The sequence below is a fragment of the Streptomyces sp. NPDC048337 genome, from assembly GCF_043201175.1.
Classification (GTDB): domain Bacteria; phylum Actinomycetota; class Actinomycetes; order Streptomycetales; family Streptomycetaceae; genus Streptomyces.
In genome coordinates, this window is the sequence record NZ_JBICYR010000034.1 from 26,309 (window position 1) to 51,457 (window position 25,149).

Here is a 25,149-nt window from a genome sequence, read left to right on the forward strand (position 1 = left end):
CATGCCGCCCGTCTTCGCCCACGGCCGCCTCCGCCTCTACCTCCTGAAGCTGCTGGACGAGGCCCCGCGCCACGGGTACGAGGTGATCCGCCTGCTGGAGGAGCGCTTCCAGGGCCTCTACGCGCCGTCCGCGGGCACGGTGTACCCGCGCCTGGCCAAGCTGGAGGCCGAGGGCCTGGTCACGCATGCCACCGAGGGCGGGCGCAAGGTGTACTCGATCACCGAGGCGGGCCGGGCCGAACTGGCCGACCGCGGTGGCGAACTCGCCGACCTGGAGCTGGAGATCCGCGACTCGGTGAGCGAGCTCGCCGCCGAGATCCGCGACGACGTCCGGGGCGCGGCGGGTGACCTGCGGCGCGAGATGAGGGCGGCGGCCTCCGCGTCGGCGACGCGGGTGGAGGACGAGTCCTGGAAGGCGGCCAAGGAGGAGCTGCGCAAGGCCAGGCAGGAGTGGAAGGAGCAGGCGCGCCGGGCGAAGGACGAGAGCCGCCGGGCCCGCGAGGAGGCGCAGGCGGCCCGCCGCCAGGCCAAGGAGGCGCAGGAGCGGGCGCGCGAGGAGGTGCAGCGGATCGCGAGCCAGCTGCAGGAGCAGTTCGCCAAGTCGGGCGGGGTGCTGGGCAGCCTGGCGGGGGCCTGGCTCGGTGGCGGCCCGTCCGCCACCACCACGCCGCCGCAGGCGGACACGGACTGGGCCGGGGACCTCACGCCCACCGGTGACCCGGCCCGTGACCTGGACCGGTTGTTGGACCGCTTCCGTGACGACGTTCGCGATGCGGCCCGCGACCATGGCGTCACCGTGGCCCAACTGGCCGAGGCCCGTGCGGAGCTCGCGGCTGCGGCCGCCCGGCTGAGCGCGACCCTGCGGGCCGGGCGATAGACCGGCTGCAGCGCCGCTGCCGGGGCTCCGCCCCGGACCCTGCGCCTCAAGCGCCGGCGGGGCTGGGTTCGCCTGGCGTAGGCCTTCGGGTGCGGGCACAAGATCGGGGCTCCGCCCCGGACCCTGCGCCTCAAGCGCCGGCGGGGCTGGGTTCGCCTGGCGTAGGCCTTCGGATGCGGCCACGGGATCGTCAGGCCGCCAGGGTCGTTTCGGCCGTCGTGTAGGTGATGCCGTGGTCCGTCAGGACCTCGGCGACCGTGCCGGGGCGGGAGAGCAGGGCCAGGAGCAGGTGCAGGGTGCCGATGTGGCGGTCCTTGCGGCCCAGCGCGATGCGGAGGGACTGCTCCAGGGTCTTCTTCGCGCCCTGGGTGAACGGGAAGTGGCGCTGATCCGGGTCCGGGCGGCCGAGGGCCGAGCGCAGCGAGGCGGCCAGGGTGCGCCTGCGGGGCTCCGGGGCCGAGAGGGCGCCCTCGCGGTGGGTTTCCTCGATCCGCGAGACGATCTCGTCCAGGTCGATGCCGAGTCCGGCGAGGGCCTCCTCGTCGGCCCTGGACATCCCGCCCCGGCGGCGGGAGGCGGCGAGGTCCGCGGCCACCGTGGCCCGCTCGACGCAGAGTGGGTCCAGGGCGCCCAGCGCGAGCAGGGACAGCAGCAGGTGTTCCTCGGTCACGGTGGTGGCGCCGGCCTGCCGGGCCTCGCGTACCGCACCCGTCACCGCGGCGCGGGCGTCGATGGTGAAGCGTTCGAACATCAGAGCCTCCCGTACTTCTTGTGCACGGCCTGCCGGCTGACGCCCAGCTCGGCCGCGATCTCCTGCCAGGACCACCCCCGCGCGCGGGCACTGCGTACCTGTACGGCCTCCAGCTGCTCCAGCAGCCTCCGGAGGGCCGCCACGGCACGCAGGCCCACGCGCGGGTCGCGGTCACCGGCCCGCTCGGCGAGATCGGTCGCTTCCGTCATGCATGTCAATGTAGGTTGACAAGGGAGGGGTGTCAACCACGATTGACATCACGTGTCAGACCGTCAGGACGACCTTCCCGAAGAGGTCGCCCGACTGGAGCTTCTCGAAGCCCTCGCGGGCCCGGTCCAGCGGCAGGACCTCGTCGATCACCGGACGCACCCCGGTCGCCGCGCAGAAGGACAGCAGGTCCTCCAGCTCGTCCTTCGAGCCCATGGTCGAGCCGACCACCTTCAGCTCCAGGAAGAAGATCCGGGTCAGCTCGGCGTGCGCCGGGCGGTCCCCGCTGGTGGCGCCGGAGATGACCAGGGTCCCGCCCGGGCGCAGGGACTTCACCGAGTGCGACCAGGTGGCCGCGCCCACCGTCTCGATCACCGCGTCCACGCGCTGCGGCAGCCGCGCGCCCGGCTCGTACGCCTCCACGGCGCCCAGCTCCACGGCCCGCTTGCGCTTGGCCTCGTCCCGGCTGGTCGCGAAGACCCGCAGCCCCGCCGCCTTGCCGAGGACGATGGCGGCGGTCGCGACCCCGCCGCCGGCGCCCTGGACCAGGACGGAGTCCCCGGGGCGCACCCCGGCGTTGGTGAACAGCATCCGGTACGCGGTCAGCCAGGCGGTCGGCAGGCAGGCGGCCTGCTCGAAGGAGAGCTCGGCGGGCTTGCGCAGGACGTTCCAGGCGGGGACGGTCACCTGCTCCGCGAAGGTCCCCTGGTAGCGCTCGGTCAGGATCGAGCGGGGCTCGTCGGGGCCCACCCCGTGGCCGCTCTGGCCGATGACGGAGTGCAGGACGACCTCGTTGCCGTCCTGGTCGATCCCGGCGGCGTCGCAGCCGAGGATCATCGGGAGTTTGTCCTCCCCGAGGCCGACCCCGCGCAGCGACCACAGGTCGTGGTGGTTGAGGGAGGCGGCCTTGACGTTCACGGTCACCCAGCCGGGGCGGGCCTCGGGCGCTGGGCGCTCGCCCAGCACAAGGCCGTTCAGGGGCTGGTCACGGTCGATTCGGGCGGCATAGGCAGCGAACATGCCGCGACGCTACCGCCGGGTAGCCCCCGGAACCACCCCCGTTCCCGTCACACCCCCGCCCGGGGCCGGGAAACGCGGAGGCCCGGCCGGAAAGCTCCGGCCGGGCCTCTACCCGTACAGATCGGCGCGGCCGTCAGGCCAGGCGGGCCACGCCGTCGGCCTTGGCGGCGGCGGCGACGGCCGTGGCGACGGCCTCGGCGACGCGCACGTCGAACGGCGACGGGATCACGTAGTCGGCGGTGAGCTCGTCGTCCCCGACGACACCGGCGATGGCGTCGGCAGCCGCGATCTTCATGTTCTCGGTGATCCGGGAGGCCCGGACCTTGAAGGCACCCGCGAAGATGCCCGGGAACGCCAGAACGTTGTTGATCTGGTTCGGGAAGTCCGAGCGACCCGTGGCCACGACCGCCGCGTACTTGTGCGCGACGTCCGGGTGGACCTCCGGGTTCGGGTTGGCCATGGCGAAGACGAAGGCGTCCTTCGCCATGGTGGCGACGGCCTCCTCGGCCACCGTGCCGCCGGAGACGCCGATGAAGACGTCCGCGCCCGCCAGGGCCTCCTCCAGCGTGCCGGTCTGGTTGGTCTTGTTGGTCAGACCCGCGATCTCCGCCTTGACGTCCGTCAGGTCGGTCCGGTCCGCAGAGACGACGCCCTTGCGGTCCGTCACGCAGACGTCGCCGATGCCCGCGTCCACCAGGATCTTGGCGATGGCGATGCCCGCCGCGCCCGCGCCCGCGATGACGGCGCGCAGGTCGCCGAGCGTGCGCCCGGTCAGCTTCGCGGCGTTGCGCAGGGCGGCCAGCGTCACGATGGCCGTGCCGTGCTGGTCGTCGTGGAAGATCGGGATGTCGAGCGCCTCCTGGAGGCGCCGCTCGATCTCGAAGCAGCGGGGGGCGGAGATGTCCTCCAGGTTCACCCCGCCGAAGGACGGCGCCAGACGGATGACCGTCTCGACGATCTCGTCCGTGTCCTTGGTGGCGAGCGCGATCGGGACCGCGTCGACACCGCCGAACTGCTTGAAGAGGATGGCCTTGCCCTCCATCACGGGGAGGGAGGCCTCGGGACCGATGTCACCGAGTCCGAGCACGGCCGTACCGTCGGTGACGACGGCGACCACGTTCGACTTCCAGGTGTACTCGTTCACCAGCTCGGGCTGCTCGGCGATGGCGGTGCACACCTTCGCCACGCCGGGGGTGTACGCCAGGGACAGGTCGTCCTTGTCGTTCACCGGCACCGTGGCCTGGATGGCCATCTTGCCGCCTCGGTGCAGTGCGAACACCGCGTCCGGGTTGTTGTCCGTCGCACTGTCACTGCGAGGGTTGACGATCTCCGCTGCCACTTCGTGTGACCCCTTAGGTCCTTTGTTTCATTGAGGGTGGCCACTCCTGGTTAAGGGGTGGGCGGGCACCGCGTCCGTACTCCGCATCGACGGTTGGCCCGTCTCCGCGAAGGGGAGGTTCGTACGCGCGGGCGCGCCGCACGCGCGCCCTGAGCCCCGGATGAGGGGTGTAAGGATCTGTTCTACCCGAAGAACGCTCACCCAGACGAGTCGATTCCTGCTCGACCATAGGCTGCTTGTCCTGGTTTTGGCTAAAAGTCCAAGCCTCTCTGTCCAATGGGCGAGACGCACCGCAAGAAATGAGCCAGAAAGGGCTGGTCGCGATGGTTCCTGCGGTCCCGATGGCTCTCGCCCGCAGTCCTGTTGGGTGATCCAGGTTGTCCGTTATCTGATTTTGACCTGACGAGCAGCCTGAATGCGCCAGTCCGAATGGCAAGATGCCGTAATCACACAAGGTCGCGACACTCGAAGGTGCGTGTCCGATCACGTTTCGGTGCTTTTCCACCAGCCGGAGGAACCAGCTCATGACCGCAAGCATCACCCGTCGTACGACCGCCGCCCGGTCCCGGATCGCCGCGGTCGGCGCGATCGCGGTCGCCGGCGCCCTGATCCTGACCGGCTGTGGCGACCAGACCGACGGCGCTGCGACCAAGGAGAAGACCAGCGACGCCCCGCTGTTCTCCAAGCTGCCGAAGAAGATCCAGGACGCCGGCGTCATCAAGGTCGGCACCGACGCCGCCTACGCCCCGATGGAGTTCACCGAGGGCTCCAAGATCGTCGGTGTCGACCCCGACATCGCCGAAGCGCTCGGCAAGCAGCTTGGTGTGAAGTTCCAGTTCACCTCCGGCACCTTCGACGGCCTGATCACCTCGCTGGAGACCGGCCGCCAGGACGTCGCCATGTCGTCGATCACCGACAACAAGAAGCGCCAGGAGGGCCTCGACGACAAGGGCGCCAAGATCGGCAAGGGCGTCGACTTCGTCGACTACTTCTCCTCCGGCGTCTCCCTCCTGGTCAAGAAGGGCAACCCGGAGAACATCAAGTCCCTCGACGACCTGTGCGGCAAGACGGTCGCCGTCCAGCGCGGCACCACGTACGAGGACACCTTCAAGGCCCAGGCCGAGAAGTGCGGTGACAAGAAGCTCACCATCGAGGCCTTCGACACCGACGCCGAGGCCCAGACCCGCGTCAAGGCCGGCGGCGCCGTGGCCGACCTGAACGACTTCCCGGTCACCGCGTACACCGCGAAGACCTCCGGCGGCGGCAACGACTTCGAGGTCGGCGGCCAGCAGGCCGACGTCGGCCTCTTCGGCATCGCCGTCTCCAAGGACAACACCCAGCTGCGCGACGCCCTCAAGGAAGCCCTCGACGCCATCATCAAGGACGGCTCCTACGCCAAGGTCCTGGAGAAGTGGAACGTGAAGGACAGCGCCGTGCCGTCCGCCACGGTCAACGCAGGCAAGTGATCCGAGCGCTCCACTGAAGGGCAGTCATTGTGACTGACAAGATCGACAAGGACCCGGCCGCGACTCCGCCGGCCGGGCCCGGCGCCTCGGGTACCCCCTACGAGGCCATCAAGGCCATCCCCGTACGGCACTACGGACGCTGGATCAGCGCCGTGGTGGTGGCCGTCCTGCTGGCGTGGCTCGTCTACGCCTTCTACCAGGGCAAGGTCATCTGGGGCACGGTCGGCGACAAGCTGTTCGACCCCTCGGTCATCAGCGGCCTCGGCAACACCGTGGTCATCAGCGTCTCGGCGATGGCGCTGGGCCTGGTGCTCGGCATCCTCTTCGCCGTGATGCGGCTCTCGCACAACCCGGTCACGAGCTTCGTGTCCTGGCTCTACATCTGGTTCTTCCGCGGTACCCCGGTGTACGTGCAGCTGCTGGTGTGGTTCAACCTGTCGCTGATCTTCCAGTACATCAACCTGGGACCGATCTACAAGAACGAGACCGTCGACGTCATGACGCCGTTCATGGTCGCCCTGCTGGGCCTCGGCCTGAACGAGGGCGCCTACATGGCGGAGATCGTCCGCTCCGGCATCCAGTCCGTCGACGAGGGCCAGAGCGAGGCCTCGCACGCGCTCGGCATGACCCGGACGCAGACCATGCGCCGCGTGGTGCTCCCGCAGGCGATGCGCGTGATCATCCCGCCCACGGGCAACGAGTTCATCAACATGCTGAAGACCTCCTCCCTGGTCTCGGCGGTGCAGTACACCGAACTCCTGCGGGCCAGCTCCAACATCGGCACCACGGCCGGCGCCATCATGGAGATGCTCTTCGTGGCGTCCATCTGGTACCTGACGCTGACCAGCATCTTCAGCGTCGGCCAGTACTACCTGGAGCGCCGCTTCGCCCGCGGTTCGCTGCGCAGCCTGCCGCCCACGCCGTTCCAGCGGCTGAAGGCCAACCTGAACATGTTCCGCCGTACGGAGGTGGCGAAGTGACCGCCCAGCCGATGGTCAAGGCAGAAGGCGTCCACAAGTCGTACGGCGCCGCCCACATCCTCCGCGGGATCGACCTGGAGGTCGCCCCCCGTGAGGTCTTCTGCCTGGTAGGCCCGTCCGGCTCCGGCAAGTCGACCTTCCTGCGGTGCATCAACCACCTGGAGCGCATCAACGCCGGCCGGCTCTCGGTCGACGGCCAGCTGGTGGGGTACCGGCAGAAGGGCGACAAGCTCTACGAGCTGAAGGACAGCGAGGTCGCGGCCCAGCGCCGGGACATCGGCATGGTCTTCCAGCGCTTCAACCTCTTCCCGCACATGACGGCCGTAGAGAACGTCATGGAAGCCCCGGTCATGGTCAAGGGCGAGTCCAAGGCGGTGGCGCGCGAGCGCGCCGTACGCCTCCTGGACCGCGTCGGCCTCGGCGACAAGGGCGGGAACTACCCCACCCAGCTCTCCGGCGGCCAGCAGCAGCGCGTGGCCATCGCCCGCGCGCTCGCCATGGAGCCGAAGCTGATGCTCTTCGACGAGCCCACCTCGGCGCTCGACCCCGAGCTGGTGGGCGACGTCCTGGACGTCATGCGGGACCTCGCCGAATCGGGCATGACCATGATCGTGGTCACGCACGAGATGGGCTTCGCCCGCGAGGTCGGCGACAACCTCGTCTTCATGGACGGCGGTGTCGTCGTCGAATCGGGCCACCCCCGCGAGGTCCTGGGCAACCCCCAGCACGACCGCACGAAGGCGTTCCTGTCCAAGGTGCTGTAGTCGCGGCCGCGGACGGGTGAGGGGCGGTACGGGTTCCCGTACCGCCCCTCTCGCATGCGGTCCAGGTCCCTACTTGAGTCCTAGGACCAGCGCGTCCGAGGGGGAGCGCCAGACCGTACGGGCCTCCGCGAAGCCCGCTTCGAGCAGGGTGCGGGCGTGCCAGGCCTCGGTGGGGGTGTCGCCGTCGGCGTGCTCCCCGTAGATCTCGAAGCGCCGCTTCACCGGCTCGGCCAGCAGCGGGTCCGCCGCCGCCAGGGCCCACCACTCGCGCCAGTCCACCGCCCCCGCGGCCTTGGCCCGGTCCATCTGTGCGTGCCGGTGGGCGCGCTCGGCGGCGCCGATGCGCGGGGTAGCCGGATCGGGCATGTGGTCGGCGTTCATGAACACCCCGCCGGGGGCCACCAGCGGTGCGAGCTGCCCGTACAGGACGGCGAGGTCCTCGCTGGGCAGCCAGTGCAGGGCGGTGGCGGTCAACACCGCGTCGAAGGAGTCGTACGGGAGGGCCGCGCGCCAGTCCGGGTCCTTGAGGTCGGCGGTGACGAAGGCGACCCGCTCGTCCCCGGCGAAGTAGCCCTCGGCGATGGTCAACAGCGCGGGATCGAGGTCGACGCCCGTACTGGTGGCTTCCGGGAACCTCTTCAGGACGCGGTCCGTGATACTTCCCGTACCGCACGCGAGATCCAGCACCCGGGGGGCGGGGCCGACCAGGGCCTCGACCATGTCGAGCATCACCCGGAACCGCTCCTCGCGGTCGGGCATGTACCACTCCTGCTGGCGGTCCCAGCTGTCCTGCCAGGACTGCCAGTACCCCGCTCCGGTCGCCGTGTCCGTCTCTGTTTCCGTCGTATTCGCCATCACGAACCCCCTCAGTACGTAATACCCTCGAAGACACCTCATCCGTTACCGGAGACGATAATCCGCAGCCGTAAGGACTACAAGTGGAACTGGCCCATTACTCGGACTTCGCCGTGCGCCTGGTCAACACCGAGGAGCCGGCCCGCAACAAGGACGCCCTCACCTCGGTGGACGCCGTCCGCGCCCTGTTCGGCGCCAGCGTGCAGATGGCGCGCCGCGTCACCGACACCGACGTCACCCGCTTCCGCAACGTCCGCGGGCGGCTGCGCGCCGTCTTCGAGGCCGCCGACGGCGGGGACCACGTACTCGCCGTCGACCTGCTGAACTCGCTCCTGATGGAGTTCCCCGTCAGCCCCCAGGTCTCCGGCCACGAGACCCTCGGCCCGGACGGCGCCCCCGACTGGCACATCCACCTCGCCGAGCACCCCTCGAACGCCTCCGCGGGCTACGCCGCCATGGCCTCCATGGGCCTGGCCTTCGCGCTCACCGAGCACGGCCCCGACCGCCTCGGCCTGTGCCAGGCCGCGCCCTGCCGCAACGCCTACCTCGACACCTCCACCAACCGCTCCCGGCGCTACTGCTCCGACCGCTGCGCCACCCGGGCGAACGTCGCGGCCTACCGCGCCCGCAAGCGGCTGGAGGCCGAGGAGTCCGCCCGCAGCGGGCGCAGCGCCGAGAGCGCCCAGGAAAGCCGGGCCCTCAGCGAGCGCTGATGCCCCCCGCGCGGCCGAAAGCGCAGGACCGCCGTCGCCAGCACCAGCTCATCGGGGACCGGGCCGTAGACGGTGCTGTCGCCGGGGGCCTCGTTGTACGGGTTGTCGCCGAGCACCCACCAGCTGCGGCCGGGGCGCCGCTCCACCGCCCGCTTGATCAGCAGCAGGTCCTGCTGGAACGGGTGGCGCAGCACCACCACGCCGCCGGGGCGGACGGCGGCCCCGTACCGGACCAGCACCTGGTCCCCGTGGCTCAGCGTCGGCGCCATCGACGGCCCCGTCACCTCCACCACCCCGAACTGCTTCCGCGGGCGCCCGTTGTCCACCATGCGCGTCCTCCTCGTCACCCCCGCATGCTGCCGTACGGCTCCGTACATTCGCTCACCGGTCCCCGCGCGACCCTGGACTTTTGTCCTAAGCCCACGGGGGCGCCCGCGAAATCCGGTTTCCGAGCGAGTAATCTCCCCCTTGAGAAGACGATCACGAGGAGGAATCACTCCATGCTTTCCCGCCTCTTCGCCCCCAAGGCGAAGGTCTCCGCCCACTGCGATCTTCCGTGCGGCGTGTACGACCCTGCCCAGGCCCGCATCGAGGCCGAGTCCGTCAAGGCCGTGCAGGAGAAGTACCAGGCCAACGACGACGCCGACTTCCGCGCGCGCGCCATCACCATCAAGGAGCAGCGCGCCGAGCTCGCCAAGCACCACGTCTCGGTGCTGTGGAGCGACTACTTCAAGCCCCCGCACTTCGAGAAGTACCCCCAGCTGCACACTCTGGTCAACGACACCCTGAAGGCCCTCTCGGCCGCCAAGGCGTCGAACGACCCGGCGACCGGCGCGAAGGCCCTTGAGCTCATCGCCGAGATCGACCGCATCTTCTGGGAGACCAAGGCCGCCTGATCCGGCGCCTCGTGCACCCCACCGCGCTGGTCAGAGCGCACACGAGAACGGCCCGACTGCTTCGCGCAGCCGGGCCGTCCTCATGCCGCACCGTCACCGCGGCCCGGGCCTGCGGCCCAGGTCGCCGGGGGCGGACTACTCGTCCTCGTCGTCCTCGTCGTCCAGCCGGGCCAGCCAGGTGGCCAGGCGTTCCACCGGGACCTCGAAGTCCGGGTTCAGGTCGACGAAGGTGCGCAGCTGCTCGGCGAGCCACTCGAAGGTGACCTCCTCCTCGCCGCGCCGCTTCTCCAGCTCCTCGATGCCGCGATCGGTGAAGTACAAGTCGGGCTCCGTGCCGTGATGAGGGTGTTCAGGGGGCGTTTCCCGCCAGGATAATCCGCGGACGCGAAGACACCTCCCGCCCGAGGTGACCCGGCAGTAGCCTGGTCGCCTCACGAGTGGGGGGCCGCGGATGACGGACGGGCGCACGGTCGGCTCCGCGCGCGCCTTCGAGCTCCTTGAGCCCCTCGTCCAGGCGGCGACCGTACGCGTTCACGCCCCCTCCGCCGGGTATGACACCTCCGGGACCGGACCCACCTGGGGCAGCGGTTTCTTCATCGCCCCCGGCTGGGTCCTGACGTGCGCGCACGTGGTCGGTGAAGGGGGTGCTGCGGTGCGTCTGACGGGGCGCGAGGTCGGCATCACCTTCTCCTCCGGGGGCAACGGCGGCACGGGGACCGTCACCGGGCGCGTGGAATGCGTACTGCCCGAGCGGCTGGAGGAGCGGCGGCCCGGCCGGCGGGCCCTGTGGGACCTGCCCGACCTGGCGCTCATACGGGTCCTCGCCCCTGTCTCGCACGCCTGCGCCTGGCTGACCGACCGCTCCAGACCCCGCTTCGACGAGGTCGCCTACTTCGGCTGCACCGAGGACCTCGGCACCCCCGAGATCACCGGCCGCACCACCCGGCTGCGCGGCACCGCCGGCAACGGCGCCGCCATCCGGCTCGGCGACGACGACGAGATCGAGCCCGGAATGTCCGGCGGACCCGTGGTCGACCTGGCCCGCGGCGAGGTCGTCGGAGTCGTCAAGGCCCGCCGGCACACCGGCGGCGGCGGGCTCGCCGTCTCCGTCGTGCAGCTGCGCACCCTGCCCATGCCCGCCCGGGGGCAGATCGGGCTCTACCGCCGGGTCATGCAGGCCCACGACCGGCACCACTACGACCAGCACCTCAGCGACCTCAACAGCCGACGGACCTGGACGGACGTGCACGGCGAACTGCCCGCGGACACCGACCCGCACGAGGGACGCGGGCGCCTCACCCCCGGCGAGCGCACCACCCTGTACGGCCTGCTCGCCGAACTGCCCCCGCCCGGCTCCTCGGAGGTCGTACGGGGCCTCGTCGAAGCCGCGCGCGGCGAGGAGCCGGATCCCCATCCGCTCGCCCCGCTGAGCTGGCGCGACGGGCTCGGGCTGCTGCACGACCCGCCCGGCGGCACGGGCGAGGCCGCGGCCATGCTCCGCTACGCGACGGACGTGAGCGTGGCCGACTACCGCGAGCCGCCCACCCCGGGCGCCGACGAGGAACTGTGGGACTGGGTACGGGCCACGGCCGAACGGCTGTGGCGGCCGCTGCGCCGCGAGCTCGGCGAGCGCCACGAGCGGGGCCTGGCCGAGCGCGAGCGCCGCCGGCGGGCCTCGGCCGTGCGGGCGGTGCGCGGCCCCGTCCGGCCGGCGGGCGGCCTGCCGAACGGGGCGTCGGTCCTGCTGGAGTTATGGCCCCACGGCTGGGAGGACGTCTACGACTGGGCGGTGTCCGTCCTGGCCGGCCCGGCGCACCCCGGCCGGCTGACGCCCGTGGACTCGGGCGTACGGGTCCCCCCGCGCGCCCTGCGCGAAGCGCTGCGGGCCCCGCTCGCCGAGGGCTTCCGGCGCTGCGACACCCACGAGGCGGCGGCCCTGCTCGAAGTGGCCGTCGACCCCGAGCTGTTCGGACTCGCGGTGGACGAGTGGGTGATGGCGGGCGGCGTGCCGCTGGGGGTGCAGCGGCCGGTGGTGCTGCGTCACGCCCGCGGCACCGCGAGCCCCGCCGCGGCCGCCCGGTGGGCCCGCGTCCAGGCGGGACCCCTGCTGGACGAACGGTCCGACTGCATCCGCGGGCGCCCGCGCAGTCCGGCGGCGCCCTGGCTGGCCGGGCTCCCGGACACCACCGTCCCGGTGCACTGCCGGGCCCCCGGGCACGAGCCGACGCGCGGAGCGCTGCACGCCGTACGGGACGCCGGGTTCGGGGTGGTGGTGTGCAGGCGGCCCCCGGCGGATCCGGGGGTGTCCTGCGCGCCCTTCCACCGCGGGCTGCGGGAGGAGCTGGTCGAGGCCGGCCGGGGGGAGGCGCTGCCCCTGCGGTTCCAGGCCCTGCGGGGGCGGGCGTACGGGGCGGACCCGGACGCGTACTGGGCTGCGGGGATCGCGCTCGTCTGGGACGACCCCGCACGGGCCCTGCCCGAGGAAGAGCCGCTGCAGGGGGACCTGTGACCGGCAGGAGGGAGCAGCAACCGTGAACGACGAATGGCTCATCTACCGGGGTGTCGGCGAACCCCACGACGGGATCGACGCCCTGCCCGACCCGCCGCCGTGGCGGGACTTCGACGGCGGTCCGGTGGGGGAGGAGGGCGGCCCGGCCGCGGCCGCGGGCCCCGCCGACGGCAACATCGCCCGGCGGCTCGGCGCGCACCGCCAGGCCGCGGAGCTGCACCGCCCCGAGCCGGAGGAACTGGAGGCCATCAACGCCGCGCTGTACCTGCGGCGGCCGCTGCTGGTGACGGGCTTCCCGGGGACGGGGAAGTCCACGCTCGCGCACGCCGTCGCCCACGAGCTCAAGCTCGGGCGGGTGCTGCGCTGGCCGGTGGTCTCGCGGACCGTGCTCCAGGACGGGCTGTACCGCTACGACGCCCTGGCCCGGCTGCAGGACGTGCAGCTCGCGGCGAGCGGCGGGGCGCGGGCCGAGGCCGCCGGCGGGGTGCCCGGCATCGGGAAGTACATCCGGCTCGGGCCGCTCGGCACCGCCCTGCTGCCCACCGGGCGGCCCCGCGTCCTGCTCATCGACGAGCTCGACAAGAGCGACATCGACCTGCCCAACGACCTGCTGAACGTACTGGAGGAAGGGGAGTTCACCCTCCCCGAGCTGGAGCGGGTCGCCGACACCGAGCCCGAGGTGCAGGTCCTCACCGACGACGGCACGAAGGTGACCGTCCGGGGCGGCCGGGTGCGCTGCCGGGCCTTCCCCTTCATCATCCTGACCAGCAACGGCGAACGGGACTTCCCCGCCGCCCTGCTGCGCCGCTGCATCCAGCTCAAGCTGGGCCAGCCCGGCGAGAAACGGCTCGCCACCATGGTCCGCGCCCACCTCGGCGAGGAGGCCGCCCAGCTCGGGGCCGACCTGATCCGGGAGTTCCTCAGCCGCTCCCAGTCCGAACTGGTCGCCGCCGACCAGCTGCTCAACGCCGTCTACCTGACCCACTACGCCGCGCCGCCCACCCGGGAGGACCTCGCGGACCTGCTCATCCAGCGCCTCGACCGCCCGAGGTGACGGACCGTGCCACCACGCGCCGAACCGCCCGACCTGCCCCCCGCACTGCCGCCCGGCATCCGGGAACTGGCCGCGCTGCTGCGCCGCGCCGGGCTCGACCCGTCCGCCGAGGAGCTCGCCGACGCCCTGTGGCTGGCCGGGCGGATCCGCCGCCCCGGACCGGCCGAGCCGGGTACGCGCGAGCAGGCCCCGGAGCCGGAGCGGGAGACCGAGGAGCGGGCCGGCCCGCCCGAGGAGCCAGTACGGCCGGAGGCGGAGCCCGAGGACCCGGTCAGGCTGCACGTTCCCGGGGCGCGCCGCGCCGACGGGACCGAGGCCGAACCGTCCGGGGAGCCGCCCGGGGAGCGCGCCGTGCCCGTACGGGTCCCCGGGGCGGCCGCGCTGCCCCGCATCCTGGAGATCCAGCGGGCCCTGCGCGCCCTCCAGCGGCACCGGCCGCCCGGCCCGCCCACCCGCATGGTGCTCGACGAGGAGGCCACCGCCGAGGCCACCGCCCGGGCCCTGGGACCGGTCATCCCGGTGCTCCGGCCGGAGAGCCGGCGCGAGGCGACCGTACGCCTGGTGATGGACGCGTCGCCGTCGATGGCGGTGTGGCAGGACATGTTCGAGGAACTGCGGTCCGTGTGCGAGCGGCTCGGTGCCTTCCGGGACGTCCAGGTGCACTACCTGCACCGGCTCGCCGACGGCACGGCCGCCCTCGGGCGCAGCCCCGTCCCCGGGCCCGGACTGCGCTCCGGGGACCAGCTGCGCGACCCCACCGGCCGGGCCCTGACCATGGTGGTCTCCGACTGCGCCGGACCGCTGTGGCGCGAGGGCACCGCCCAGCGGCTGCTGCACCGGTGGGTCGAGTGCACCCCGTGCGTGGTCGTCCAGCCGCTGCCGCAGCGGCTGTGGGGGCGCAGCTGGCTGCCGACCGAGCGGGGCACGCTCTCCCGGGCCGAGGGGGGCATCGGCGGAAGCGGGGTGAAGCTGAAGTTCCGGTCCGACCGGCCGCCGTTGCCCGGGCGGCCCACCGGCGGGCTGACCGTGCCGGTGCTGCCGCCGAACGCCACCGCGCTCGGGGCCTGGGCCCGGCTCGTCGCCGGACTCGGCACCGGGCCGGTACCGGCCGAGGTGGGCCGGGTCCTGGCCGCCCACCCGGCCGCGCCGCCGCCCCCGCCGCGCGCCGTACGGCCGCCGCGCGAACTGGTGGCCCGGTTCCGCTCCCAGGCCGCGCCCCGGGCCGTACAGCTCGCGGTGTACCTGTCGGCCGCCCCGCTGACCCTGCCCGTGATGCGGCTCGTCCAGCGCACGATGCTGCCGGACTCCGAGCCCTCGGACCTGGCGGAGGTCCTGCTCGGCGGGCTGCTGCGGCGCAGCGCCGAAGTGCCCGGGCAGTGGTACGAGTTCGTGCCCGGGGTGCAGGACGTACTGCTGGGGCCGCTGGGGCGGGACGAGGCCGCGCTGGTGCTCAAGCACTGCTCCGAATACGTACTGGCCCACTTCGGCCGGGGCGTGCGCAACTTCCCGGCACTCGCCGTCTCGCAGCTGACCGGGACGCCCCCGACGGCGGCCGGCCCCGGGCCCGGCGATCCCGAACGGGCCCCCGCCGGGCGGCTCCCGCAGGCCTTCGCGCAGGTCTCGGCCAAAGTCGTACGGCGCTACCTGCCCGGGATGCCGGACGAGGGCCCGGCCGTCCGGGAGCCCGCACCCCCGGTGCCCGGCCGGGCCGGAGCGGTCCAGGCCGCCCGCGACCGGCTCGCCGACGGGGACGGGGACGGCGACGCCCGGGCCCTGTACGAGGCCGTGGCGGTGCTGCGCCGGGCCGTGGCGGCCCCCGCCGGGCCCGGCGACCCCCCGGAGGAGGCCGAGACCGAGCTGGCGGGCGCGCTGCTGCGGCTGTGGGCGGCACAGCACGACCCCGAACTCCTCGCCGAGGCCGAGCGGGCCCTCACCGGCCTGGGCACGGCCCCGGCGCGGGCCTTGCTCGGCCGGGTGTACCACGAGCGGGCCCTGGTCGCGGAGCCCGACGCAGAGCTGCTCGCCGCCGCGGACCGGGAGTTCGCCACGGCGGGCGCCGCAGCCTCGGACCCCGCTGTGCGGCGGGACTGCGCCGTGCGGCGGGCCGAGACCCTGATCCGGCTGAGCGCCCTGCGCGACGACCCGGGCCCGCTGCGCGAGGCGCGCGCCGCCCTGGAACCCCTGGCCGGCCCCGCCGACGGGACGGCGCCCCACCCGGAGCCCGGGCGGGCCCTCGGCCGTGTCCTGCTGGCCCTGCTGCCCCGCACCCCCGACCCGGCCGAGCGCACCGCCCTGGCCGAACAGGCCGCGGCCCGCCTCGCCCTGGACCCCGCCGCCGGACGCGGGGCCCGCGCCCGGGCCCGGGTGGAACTCGCCGGCGCCCTGCGCCACCTGCCCGGGCGGCTGGAGGAAGCCGCCGCCCAGCTGGAGGAGGCCCTCACCGAGGCCGGCGGGGACCCCGAACTGCGGGTGGCCGCCCTGCTGTGCCTGGCCCGGGTGCACCGGGCCCGCCACGGGCGGGACGCCGACCCGGCGGCCCTGGAGGACGCCGCCGAGGCCTACGGGCGGGCCCGGCGGCTGATCCCCCGGGACGGGGAGGCCTTCGGGGAACTGCTGCCCGAGTGGGGCGACGTACTCCTGGACCGGGCGCGGGCCGCCGACGGACGGCGGTTCACCGGAACCGCCGTCCGCGTCCTGCGCGAGAGCCGGGCCGCGGTCCCGCAGTCCGACCCCGACGCGGCGCGCCGGCTGCTGCGGCTGGCCACCGGGCTGCGGCTGCGGCACGCCTACGAGGGGGACCCGGTGGACCTGCGGGAGGCGGAGTACCTGCTGGAGCTGGCCGTCCGGCACAGCCGGGACCCGCTGGAGCGGGCCCGCGCCTGGCGGGACCACGGCGACGTACAGCAGGAGATCCACGGCCACACCCGGGCCGCCGACCGCCTCGACCGGGCGGCGGACTCCTACCGGCGGGCCTGGCGGTCCGCCCTGGAGGCCGACCGCGAGGAGCGGCAGGGCACCGCTGTCGAACTGGCCGCCCGCGTACAGGAATTGCGCGGGGAGGTGCTGGAGCGCCTGGCCCGGCCCCGGGCGGCCCTGGACGCGTACCGCTCGGCGCTGGAACTGTGGGCGCGGCTCGACGCGGGCTCGGGCGAGCGGTCCGAAGCGCTCCGCGAGCGGGTCCGGGCCCTGGAAGCGGGACTCTGACGGCGGCGCCGGTCTTGTTTCCGCGTACCGGCCGGAGGGAAAGGGCAGTGGACCATCGAACTCGCGAAGCAACGGGGGGACGGGCGGCTCATGGTGACGAAACATCAGGAAGTGGCGGCGGAGGCCCCCGCGTGCCCCGGCCGGCTCCCGGACCTCTCCGGGCTCGACCTGGCCGCGCTGCGCGGGATCGACCATCCCGTGCTGGCCCAGGTGATCGAGAACATGGTGGAGCGGGTCACCCACCCCGCCGAGATCCTCAACGCCTTCGACTCGGGAGTCGCCTGACCACACGCGGTGCGGCCGGAGTTGACCACTTTCCGCCGTTAGCCGGGACCGTCCGGAGGGCAGGGATGGACCGTCCGCAGGGGAGGGTGGAGGTGGAGCGATGAGGCACACGCACACGAGTGACGCCGTGCTGCCCGCGCACCGGACGGCGCCGCCGCGCTCCGTCCAGGACCGCCACGCCCGCCACGCCCCCTGGCCCTACACCCGGCTCGACGTCCCCGCCTTGCGCGCCGCCGGACACCGGCCCCATCCGATACGCCAGTTCGTGCTCAAGACCCGCAGCCGCTGCAACCTCGCCTGCACCTACTGCTACGTCTACGAGATGGCCGACCAGGGCTGGCGCGACCAGCCCGCCGCCATGGCCGAGGCCACCGCCGCCCGCGCCGCCGAGCGGATCGCCGAGCACGCCGCCGCCCACGCACTGCCCCGCGTCGACCTCGTCCTGCACGGCGGCGAACCCCTGCTCACCGCGCCCGCCCGGCTGGCCGAACCCGTCGACGCCGTACGGGCCGCCGTGGCCGCCGCCGCCCCGCGCACCCGGGTCACCGCCACCGTCCAGACCAACGGCACCCTGCTCACCCGCGGCCGCCTCGCCGCGCTCGCCGCCGCCGGGATCCGCGTCGGCGTCAGCCTCGACGGGGGCCTGCCCGCGCACAACACCCGGCGCGTCGACCACGCCGGACGCCCCGGATTCGGCGCCGCCGCCCGCGGCCTGCGCCTCCTGGCCCGGCATCCCGACAGCTACGCCGGGGTCCTGTGCGTCATCGACCTCGACCAGGACCCCCTGGAGACGTACGAGTCCCTGCTCGCCTTCGCCCCGCCCAGCGTCGGCCTGCTCCTGCCGCTGGCCAACTGGAGCTCCCCGCCGGCCGGCCACCGGCCCGGTGCGACCCCGTACGCCGACTGGCTCCTCGCCGTCTTCGAACGCTGGTGGCACGACGGGGTGCGGCGCACCCGGATCCGCACCTTCGAGGAGATCATCGCCCTGCTGCTCGGCCTGCCCGCCGCCACCGAGACCCTCGGGCTCGCACCCGCCGCCACCGCCGTCATCGAGACCGACGGCTCCCTCGAACAGGCCGACTCGCTCAAGTCCGCCTACGAGGGCGCCGCCGCCACCGGGATGACCGTGGCCACCCACAGCTTCGACCAGCTCCTCGACCACCCCGGGCTCGCCGCCCGCCAGCTCGGGCGCGACGCGCTCGCCGCCGGCTGCCGGGCCTGCGAGCTGGTGGAGGTGTGCGGCGGCGGCCACTACCCGCACCGCTACCGCGCCGCCGAGGGCTTCCACCGACCCTCCGTCTACTGCGCCGACCTCCAGGCCCTGATCCGCCACATCGCAGCGGCCCTCGCCACGGCGACCCGGCACCCGGGCCCGCCGCCCGAGGCCCTGCCGTCCGCCGCCCCCACCGCCTCGACCCACCCGTCGGCCGTCCCTGCGGCCCTGGCCCATCCGTCGGCCGTCCCGGTCGCCCTGGCCCGCCCGTCGGCCGCCTCTGCGGCCCTGGCCCACCCGTCGGCCGCCTCTGCGGCCCTGGCCCACCCGTCGGCCGCCTCTGCCGCCCTGGCCCACCCGTCCGCCGCCTCTGCGGCCCCGGCCCACCCGTCCGCCGCCGTTCCCGCCCCGGCCTGCCCCGCGGCCGCGGGCGGGGGTCCCGCCCACCCGGCGGTCGCCTCGTGACCGCCGTCGCCCTCGCCGCCTTCAGCGTCGACTCCCCGACCCTGCGCGCCCTCGCCTCCACCGAGCCCTCCGCCGACGGCACCCGCCTCGTGCGCGCCGTACGCCGCTCCAAGCGCCTGGTCCTGCTGCGCGCCGTACTCGACGCCGCCCCCGGCGGCCGGTCCGGCGAGACCGCCGACCACTGGGCCCTGCTGGAGGAGGCCGAACGGCACGCCCCCGGCGCCGTGCGCGACGTACTGCACTACCCCGCCACCGGGGTCTGGGCCGAGGAGACCCTGCGCCGACTGCACGCCCCGTACGGGCCCCCGCCCGACCTCGGCCACCTCGGCGCCCTCGCCGTCGCCGCCGCCCTGCGCGCCGGGATCGCCTTCACCCACACCCTGCGGCCCCTGCACGGCCGGCTCGTCCTGCCCACCCTCGGACTGCTGCGCCCCGAACGCCCCGGCCGGCTCGCCGTCACCGAACGCTCCTGGGACCCCCAGGACCCCGCCACCCTGCCCCTGCACACCCTCCCCGGAGGCAGGACCGCCCTCGACGACCTCGACCCCTACCGGGCACCCGGCCCCGACCGGCCGGCACCCGTACGCCCCGCCCGCCGGCTCACCGCCAAGGGGCACAAGCGCTGGGACACCCAGTGGACCGGCGCGCTCACCCTGCTCCAGCGGTACGACACCGCCCGCGCGGAGGAGACCGTCCAACTGCTGCGCTCCGTCGTCCCCCTGGCCGGCGGCTCCCGCTCCAGCGGCGCCACCCTGCCCGCGGCCGCCGGCTCCGTCCTGGCCCGCGCACAGGCCCCGCCCGCGCTCGCCGCCACCCTCGTCCACGAGGTCCAGCACGGCAAACTCACCGCCCTCGCCGACGTCCTGACCCTGCACACCGCCGACCGCACCCCCCGCCACTGGGCCCCCTGGCGCAGCGACCCCCGCCCCCTGGAGGGACTCCTGCACGGCGCCTACGCCCACCTGGCCCTGGCCGGGTACTGGCAGCGCGCCGCCCTCTACGGGGCCCGCGGCGCCTGGGCCCAGCACGCCCGGATCCGGGCCCAGGTGGCGGCCGTCCTGCCCGTCCTGCGCGCACACGACCGACTGACCGCGGCGGGCCGGGAGTTCACCGACGCCATGAGCGCCGCCGAGCGGGCCATGGACGACCTCCCGCCCCCCGGCGACCAGCACGCCACCGCCCGCCGGGCCGTCGACCGCGAGCGCCGCGCCTGGTGCGAGGAACACCCCGAACTCGCGCCGTTCGCGGCAGTCTGACGGGGCGTCCGCTGCGGTACCTTTTCAAACCCGTCCACCGCCCGGATTCAGGGAGACGGCCGCATGACCACCGGTAGTCGGCAGGACCGCGACGGCACCGCCCAGCCGCAGCGCTTCGTCATCAGCTTCGCGGGGTTCAACCGCCCCTGGGCCGTGTGGATCGCCCACCGCCTGGAGGAGCACGGCCACCGCGTCGCCCTCCAACGCTGGGACCCGCAGAACAGCCCCGGCCTCGGCCAGGCCCTCGACGACCTCGCCCGCTCCGGCAGCCGGGTCCTGCTCATCCTCAGCGAACGCTACTTCTCCGCCGGCACCCACAGCGACGAGGAGTGGAACACCGCCCTGCGCACGGTCACCGACCGCCACCCCGACCGGTTCGCCGCCGTCTGCCTCACCGACGCCCCGCTGCCCAGCGCCGTCGCCGTCCTGGAGAAGACCGACCTGTGGGGGCTGGACGCGTACGAGGCGGAATACCGCGTGCTGCGCCGCCTGGAGCTGCCCACCGACCGCATCGGCACCGAGACCGGCCGGCGCGGCCCCCGCTTCCCCAACGACCCGCCCGAGATCTGGGGCCGCGTCCCGCGCCGCAACCCCCGCTTCACCGGCCGCAACGACGTCATCGGCACCCTGCGCGCCGCCCTGGCCGAGGCCCCGCCCGGCGCCTCCACCGTCACCCTGCTGGGGCTTTCGGGCGTCGGCAAGACCCAGGTCGCCACCGAGTACGCCTACCGCTTCGCCTCCGAGTACGACGTCGTGTGGTGGGTCCCCGCCGAGGACCGGCCCACCCTGCGCGAACGCCTCGCCGACCTGGCCCCCGCCCTCGGACTGCCGCGCGGCGCGGGCAGCTACGGCGAGCAGATCCGGGCCGTCCTCGAAGCGCTGCGGCGCGGAACCCCGTACAACCGCTGGCTGATGGTCTTCGACGGCTGCGACAACCCCGACGACCTCACCGACCTGCTGCCCTCGGGCGCGGGCGACGTCATCATCACCTCGCGCAACCGCGAATGGGCCTCCCGGCACACCAGCCTCGTGGAGGTCCCCCTCTACGCCAGGCCCGAGTCCATCACCTTCATCCGCCGCCGGGCCCTGCGGCTCACCTCCGATGAGGCCGACCAGCTCGCCGAGGCCCTGGAGGACTACCCGCTCGCCCTCGACCAGACCGCCGGCTGGCTCGCCGACTCGCCGCTGACCGTCGGCGACTACCTGGCGCTGCTCCAGCGCCGGCTGGACTCCCGCGAGGCCGTCACCGTCTCCGACGACTACCCGCTGCCCTTCCCGACCGCCCTGGCGATACTGCTCAACAACGTCCGGGAGAACTTCCCCGACGCCCTCGCCCTGCTGCGGCTGTTCGTCTTCTTCGCCCCGGGTCCCGTGCCGCTGCGGCTGCTGCGCGAATTCCCCGTCGACGACGTGCCCGAACAGCTCGCCGGGCTCATCAACGACCAGATCCGCTGGAACGCCGCCCTCAACAAGCTCGTCCAGTTCTCCGTCGTCCGCCTGGAGTACTCCGACCTGCCCGTGGAGGAGGGCGGCGGCGGGCTGGAGACCGTACAGCTGCACCGCATGGTCCACGGCATCGTCCGCGAGAACCTCTCCGAGGACGAGGCCGAACCGCTCGCCCGCGCCGTCCGCCAGGTGCTGGCCGCCGCAGACCCCGGCCGGCCCTCCGACTCCCGGCTCTGGCCCCGGTACGCCGAACTCATCCCGCACCTCACCACCTCCGGGGTGCTGACCAGTGGCAACCCGCGGATCCAGACCTTCCTGCTGCACTGCCTGCGCTACCTGATCCTCGCCGGGGAGTACCGCACCTGCCTGCGGCTCAGCGAGGAAACCGACCAGGCCTGGCGCGGAATGCTGGGCGAGGACCACCCCAAACTGCGGGAGCTCAGCTACCAGTACGGCAGCGCCCTGCGCAACCTCGGGATCTTCCGCCGCGCCGAGACCCTGACGAAGGCCGTCGCCGACCAGATCGTCCGGGAGCGGGGCGAGCGCGACCTGGAGACCCTGCGCGCCACCAGCGCGTACGGCGGGGTCCTGCTGTGCATCGCCAAGTTCGAGCCGGCCCGCGAGATCTTCGAGCACTGCCTCGCCACGTACCGCGAACTCCTCGGCGAGGACGACTCCACCACCCTCGGCGCCCAGAACAACCTGGCCGCCACCTACCGCCTCCTCGGCCGCTACCAGGACTCCTACGACCTCGACCTGGACACCCTGCGCCGCCGCGAGCGCGTCCTGCGCGCCCAGCACATCTCCACCCTCTCGTCGGGGATCGCCTGCGCGATGGGGCTGCGGCTCATGGGCCGCTACCGGGAGGCCCAGACCCGGCAGGAGCAGGGCGTCAAACTCAACACCCAGGTGCTGGGCCCCAGCCACCCGCAGACCCTGCGCGCCGAGCACAACCTCGGGATGTGCCTGCGCCGCTCCGGGGACATCCCCGGTGCGGGGCAGCGGCTGCGGAGCGTGTGGGAGCGGGCCACCCGGGTGCTCGGGGTCGACTACCCGTGGACCTTGATGGTGGCCTCGGACTACGCCACCTACCTCAGGGAGTACGGGGACATCGGCGAGGCTCGCCGGATCTCCGAGGACGTGGTCCGCGGCTACCAGTCGCAACTCGGCCTCGCCCACCCGTACAGCATCGGCACGGTCGGCAACCTCGGCCTGGTGCTGCGCGCCCAGGGCGAGCGGGTGGAGGCGCTGAACCTGGCCGAGCAGGCCCTCGTCGGCATGCGGGGCGCCCTCGGCAACCGCCACCCCTGGACCCTGGGCTGCGCCCTGAACGCCACCGGGCACCGGAACATCACCGGACGCCTGGAGGACGCGCTGGACCTGAGCCGGGAGACCCTGCGCGCCTGCGAGCAGGTACTGGGCCCGGACCACCCGATGACACTGAGCGCCCAGATCGCCCTGGCGGCGGACCTGCGTTCCGTACGGGAGGACGTGGAGGCGGGCAAACACGAGGACGCGGGCATCAGGTCCCTGACCCGCACACTGGGCCCGCAGCACGTCCACACGATCGCGGCGAAACAACAGACGAGGCCGTACTGGGACTTCGAACCGCAGCCGTAGGGGTGGGGGCGGGGGCTTACGAGGCTTACGGGGCTTCGGCGCAGGTGCGTTTGGTGGGGGCGCGGTGGATTGTGCGCTCGGTCGGGGCCTTCGCCCCCCTCTCACCTCCGCAGCGGGGCGGCGGTTGCCCACCCGCCCCCCCTCGGTAGCGAGACCGAGACTCGGCAATCCGGTGATCGGGGTCGGCCCCATCGGTATTTCGCTCGGGCAAGTCGACCAGTGAGTCGGCAGCTTCGGGGTTCGGGGCCCACCGACTCTGTATCAGGGAGGGTTTGGGGGTTTCCCGTCAGTCTCATCGTCTCTCCGGTTCGGGCCGTCCTGTAAAGGGCGCTCCTTCGTCGCGTCGCTTACGCGATGGCCTTCGGCCCCCCTTGACAGGCCGTCCCGAACCGGAAATCCGAAGACCGACGGGAAGCCCCCAAAAGAACGGTCACGGGTCAGAGACACGGGCATGGGGAGGCCAGGGAGGCGCGGGCCCGTTCTCTGGGTCAGCCAAGCCACACCCGCCAGCCCGGGCGGCGCCGGGGGCCCGGGCACAAGGGAGACACCCAGCCGGGGCGCATGGGCATCAGATCCCGGGCCGGGGCGGCCCTACCCGCACGAGACAGCGGCTAGGGGCCCATCGGGAGCCGCCAGACGCGGCAGATAGCTACGCGCTTCGCATGTCTCGGCGTCCGGCGGCCGTTTAGGGCTGGACATAGGCCGCCCAAGATCGCTACAAGCGACCCTACGGCGGCGACAGCGGCCGGTTTATGCCTATTTGGCGGAAGATGGGTGTGGTCTAGGGGTCTGGCGGAGTGTGAGGTTGAGCGGCTCAACGGCACTGTGCCCCCTCCCAGCCCGCGGGCTGGGAGGGGGCACAGTCGGGTGTCCGGGGTCAGCCGAGCGGGAGGGCCTGGTGCGCGGCGACGATCGCGTCGATGCGTTCAGCGAGGTCGAAGTCGGCGGCGGTCAGCCGGTTGCCCGCGTCGTGGGTGGTGATGGAGGCGCGCAGGTGGTCGATGCGCAGGTCGAGGTCGGCGTGGTGCTGGATCCGCCGGGACCGGTCGGCGATTGTCACGATGGCAGCCACCGCCGCGTGGTAGCGGATCGGGTAGGTGCGGGTGATCGCGTTTCCGCTCTGCTCCCAGCCGGGCAGCTTCGCCAGATGTTCGGCGATCTGCTCATGCGTCAGCGGGTGCGGTACGCCCATGTCAGCTCCCCTCGGTCACGGGCGCCAGGATCTCGACGAGGTCCCGGCCTACGGGCGCATCCTGCCACGGCCGCATGGCCCGCTCCAGGCCGCGCAGTTCACGGAGCATGCGCGCTGAGCGGGTTTCTGCCGCGATCTCCGCAGCCGCACGGGCGATCTCGACGGCCTGCTCCGGTTCCCGCGCGCCGGCCGCGGCGGTGGCGTGCCGGGCGAGGTAGACCCCGCGGTCCCGGCGGGCGGTCGCGGGCACGGCGTCGAGGACCTGCGACCACAGGTTCTCGGCTTCCCGGCCGAGGCCGAGCCGCCCGTAGCAGGTGGCCCGCTGTACCTCCAGGTAGCCCGGGGTCCTGCGGCAGGCGTTGCCCCAGGGCAGGTCATCATCGACCCGGGAGATGAGCCCGCCCGCCGCATCGATGAGCCGGTCGACGGTGGCCCGGTCCCCGGTGAGGCTGGCTCCGTGGGCGTGCTGCTGCATGGCCATGACCCTCACCTTCGGGAAGATCCGGTCGTCGTCGAGGGCGGCCTCGCACAGGTCGATGACGCCGTACCCGTCACCGAGGTCGGTGCGGACCTGGGCCTGATTGACGAGTGAGTAGCCGATGAGGTGCGGGTCGCGGGACCGTACCGCGATCTCCTGCGTCACCCCCCTCCAGAAACTGGCGGCACCGACGTCTCCAGCATCCTGGTAGAGCCAGCCGACGAGCGCGGCGTATGCGGCCCCGACGCGCAGCAGGCTGCGTCGGGTCTCGCCCTTCGCGGAGCGGAGGAGCTTGTCGATGAGCTGGTACTGAGCGGACACCGTGCCGATGAGGTCGTGCGGGCCGAGGAGCATATCGGCCCTGTAATGGCCCTCCAGCTGCTGCTGAAAGTAGTCGATGAGCGCTGGGTCGACATGCTGACGAGCGACGGGGCCGGGCATGAGGGCGGCCACGGTGACAGATACGAAGGTGCGGCGCTTCACGTCTCCCTCTTGGTGTGCCTCAGGTCGGATCCAACCGGCGGGCACCGTGAACCCAAGCTCTTCGGGGTACCGGCCG

The 25,149-nt window shown here is 73.3% G+C and carries 21 protein-coding genes and 1 pseudogene; 13 read left to right on the top strand and 9 right to left on the bottom strand.

Features of this window, described 5'->3' with window-relative positions; genetic code table 11:
- The first annotated feature begins 1 nt into the window (after position 1).
- Positions 2 to 877: a helix-turn-helix transcriptional regulator gene (locus ACGFYU_RS34740; RefSeq protein WP_393831291.1), complete on the top strand. Its 876-nt coding sequence runs from the start codon at positions 2 to 4 to the stop codon at positions 875 to 877.
- A 190-nt stretch (positions 878 to 1,067) separates the two neighbouring features.
- Here the strand turns inward: ACGFYU_RS34740 and ACGFYU_RS34745 are convergent, their stop codons facing one another.
- The 4 genes from ACGFYU_RS34745 to ACGFYU_RS34760 all read right to left on the bottom strand — a co-directional run bounded on the left by ACGFYU_RS34745 (position 1,068) and on the right by ACGFYU_RS34760 (position 4,194).
- Complete coding sequence (locus ACGFYU_RS34745; RefSeq protein ID WP_393831292.1) at positions 1,068 to 1,628, bottom strand: Clp protease N-terminal domain-containing protein; 561 nt, start codon at positions 1,626 to 1,628, stop codon at positions 1,068 to 1,070.
- On the bottom strand, positions 1,628 to 1,837 hold the full coding sequence (locus ACGFYU_RS34750) for a helix-turn-helix domain-containing protein (RefSeq protein WP_393831293.1): 210 nt from the start codon (positions 1,835 to 1,837) through the stop codon (positions 1,628 to 1,630). The genes ACGFYU_RS34745 and ACGFYU_RS34750 overlap by 1 nt, the downstream gene beginning before the upstream one ends.
- 55 nt (positions 1,838 to 1,892) lie before the next feature.
- Positions 1,893 to 2,855, bottom strand: coding sequence for a zinc-binding dehydrogenase (locus ACGFYU_RS34755; protein ID WP_393831294.1), 963 nt, complete (start codon positions 2,853 to 2,855; stop codon positions 1,893 to 1,895).
- Positions 2,856 to 2,988: 133 nt separating this feature from the next.
- Entirely contained in the window at positions 2,989 to 4,194 is a 1,206-nt protein-coding gene (locus tag ACGFYU_RS34760) for an NADP-dependent malic enzyme (RefSeq protein WP_393831295.1), read from the bottom strand.
- 524 nt (positions 4,195 to 4,718) lie between these two features.
- Here ACGFYU_RS34760 and ACGFYU_RS34765 point away from each other — a divergent pair.
- The 3 genes from ACGFYU_RS34765 to ACGFYU_RS34775 are packed head-to-tail and all read left to right on the top strand — an operon-like array spanning position 4,719 to position 7,404.
- Positions 4,719 to 5,660 carry an ABC transporter substrate-binding protein gene (locus tag ACGFYU_RS34765; protein WP_393831296.1) on the top strand — a complete coding sequence of 314 codons (942 nt, stop codon included), beginning with the start codon at positions 4,719 to 4,721 and terminating at the stop codon, positions 5,658 to 5,660.
- A gap of 29 nt (positions 5,661 to 5,689) precedes the next feature.
- Positions 5,690 to 6,640 carry an amino acid ABC transporter permease gene (locus tag ACGFYU_RS34770; protein WP_393831297.1) on the top strand — a complete coding sequence of 317 codons (951 nt, stop codon included), beginning with the start codon at positions 5,690 to 5,692 and terminating at the stop codon, positions 6,638 to 6,640.
- A gap of 11 nt (positions 6,641 to 6,651) precedes the next feature.
- Complete coding sequence (locus ACGFYU_RS34775; protein WP_393831319.1) at positions 6,652 to 7,404, top strand: amino acid ABC transporter ATP-binding protein; 753 nt, start codon at positions 6,652 to 6,654, stop codon at positions 7,402 to 7,404.
- A 69-nt stretch (positions 7,405 to 7,473) separates the two neighbouring features.
- Here ACGFYU_RS34775 and ACGFYU_RS34780 read toward each other — a convergent pair whose 3' ends face one another.
- Complete coding sequence (locus ACGFYU_RS34780) at positions 7,474 to 8,259, bottom strand: class I SAM-dependent methyltransferase (protein ID WP_393831298.1); 786 nt, start codon at positions 8,257 to 8,259, stop codon at positions 7,474 to 7,476.
- Between the two features lie 83 nt (positions 8,260 to 8,342).
- Between ACGFYU_RS34780 and ACGFYU_RS34785 the strand changes: the two genes are divergently transcribed.
- Entirely contained in the window at positions 8,343 to 8,972 is a 630-nt protein-coding gene (locus ACGFYU_RS34785; protein WP_393831299.1) for a CGNR zinc finger domain-containing protein, read from the top strand.
- Here ACGFYU_RS34785 and sodX read toward each other — a convergent pair.
- Positions 8,876 to 9,301, bottom strand: coding sequence for a nickel-type superoxide dismutase maturation protease (sodX, locus tag ACGFYU_RS34790; RefSeq protein ID WP_393831300.1), 426 nt, complete (start codon positions 9,299 to 9,301; stop codon positions 8,876 to 8,878). The two genes, ACGFYU_RS34785 and sodX, sit on opposite strands and share 97 nt — an antisense overlap.
- A 171-nt stretch (positions 9,302 to 9,472) precedes the next feature.
- Between sodX and sodN the strand changes: the two genes are divergently transcribed.
- Positions 9,473 to 9,868, top strand: coding sequence for a superoxide dismutase, Ni (sodN, locus tag ACGFYU_RS34795; protein WP_030709803.1), 396 nt, complete (start codon positions 9,473 to 9,475; stop codon positions 9,866 to 9,868).
- A gap of 135 nt (positions 9,869 to 10,003) precedes the next feature.
- Here the strand turns inward: sodN and ACGFYU_RS34800 are convergent, their stop codons facing one another.
- Positions 10,004 to 10,189, bottom strand: a complete 186-nt coding sequence (locus ACGFYU_RS34800) for a DUF6104 family protein (protein WP_010061466.1) — start codon at positions 10,187 to 10,189, stop codon at positions 10,004 to 10,006.
- A gap of 130 nt (positions 10,190 to 10,319) precedes the next feature.
- Here ACGFYU_RS34800 and ACGFYU_RS34805 point away from each other — a divergent pair, with 130 nt between their 5' ends.
- The 7 genes and pseudogenes from ACGFYU_RS34805 (at position 10,320) to fxsT (ending at position 22,920) form a co-directional block, all read left to right on the top strand.
- Entirely contained in the window at positions 10,320 to 12,377 is a 2,058-nt protein-coding gene (locus ACGFYU_RS34805) for a trypsin-like peptidase domain-containing protein (protein WP_393831301.1), read from the top strand.
- A 22-nt stretch (positions 12,378 to 12,399) separates the two neighbouring features.
- Positions 12,400 to 13,431 (top strand): AAA family ATPase, encoded by a 1,032-nt coding sequence (locus ACGFYU_RS34810; RefSeq protein WP_393831302.1) that lies wholly within the window; start codon positions 12,400 to 12,402, stop codon positions 13,429 to 13,431.
- A gap of 6 nt (positions 13,432 to 13,437) precedes the next feature.
- Positions 13,438 to 16,635, top strand: a complete 3,198-nt coding sequence (locus ACGFYU_RS34815; RefSeq protein WP_393831303.1) for an SAV_2336 N-terminal domain-related protein — start codon at positions 13,438 to 13,440, stop codon at positions 16,633 to 16,635.
- 90 nt (positions 16,636 to 16,725) lie between these two features.
- Positions 16,726 to 16,920, top strand: coding sequence for an FxSxx-COOH cyclophane-containing RiPP peptide (gene fxsA / locus ACGFYU_RS34820; RefSeq protein ID WP_382647176.1), 195 nt, complete (start codon positions 16,726 to 16,728; stop codon positions 16,918 to 16,920).
- Positions 16,921 to 17,020: 100 nt separating this feature from the next.
- Positions 17,021 to 18,301: pseudogene (locus tag ACGFYU_RS34825) on the top strand (FxsB family cyclophane-forming radical SAM/SPASM peptide maturase); the annotation flags it as partial.
- Between the two features lie 293 nt (positions 18,302 to 18,594).
- The gene (locus tag ACGFYU_RS34830) at positions 18,595 to 19,854 is read left to right on the top strand and encodes an HEXXH motif domain-containing protein (RefSeq protein ID WP_393831304.1); all 1,260 of its coding nucleotides are present in this window, start codon (positions 18,595 to 18,597) and stop codon (positions 19,852 to 19,854) included.
- Positions 19,855 to 19,917: 63 nt separating this feature from the next.
- Positions 19,918 to 22,920: an FxSxx-COOH system tetratricopeptide repeat protein gene (gene fxsT, locus ACGFYU_RS34835; protein WP_393831305.1), complete on the top strand. Its 3,003-nt coding sequence runs from the start codon at positions 19,918 to 19,920 to the stop codon at positions 22,918 to 22,920.
- Positions 22,921 to 23,797: 877 nt separating this feature from the next.
- On the opposite strand, the gene ACGFYU_RS34840 is transcribed toward fxsT, so the two are convergent.
- Both ACGFYU_RS34840 and ACGFYU_RS34845 read right to left on the bottom strand, forming a co-directional pair.
- Positions 23,798 to 24,112, bottom strand: coding sequence for a 4a-hydroxytetrahydrobiopterin dehydratase (locus tag ACGFYU_RS34840; protein WP_393831306.1), 315 nt, complete (start codon positions 24,110 to 24,112; stop codon positions 23,798 to 23,800).
- Between the two features lies 1 nt (position 24,113).
- Entirely contained in the window at positions 24,114 to 25,073 is a 960-nt protein-coding gene (locus ACGFYU_RS34845) for a Twin-arginine translocation pathway signal (protein WP_393831307.1), read from the bottom strand.
- Between the last annotated feature and the right edge of the window lie 76 nt (positions 25,074 to 25,149).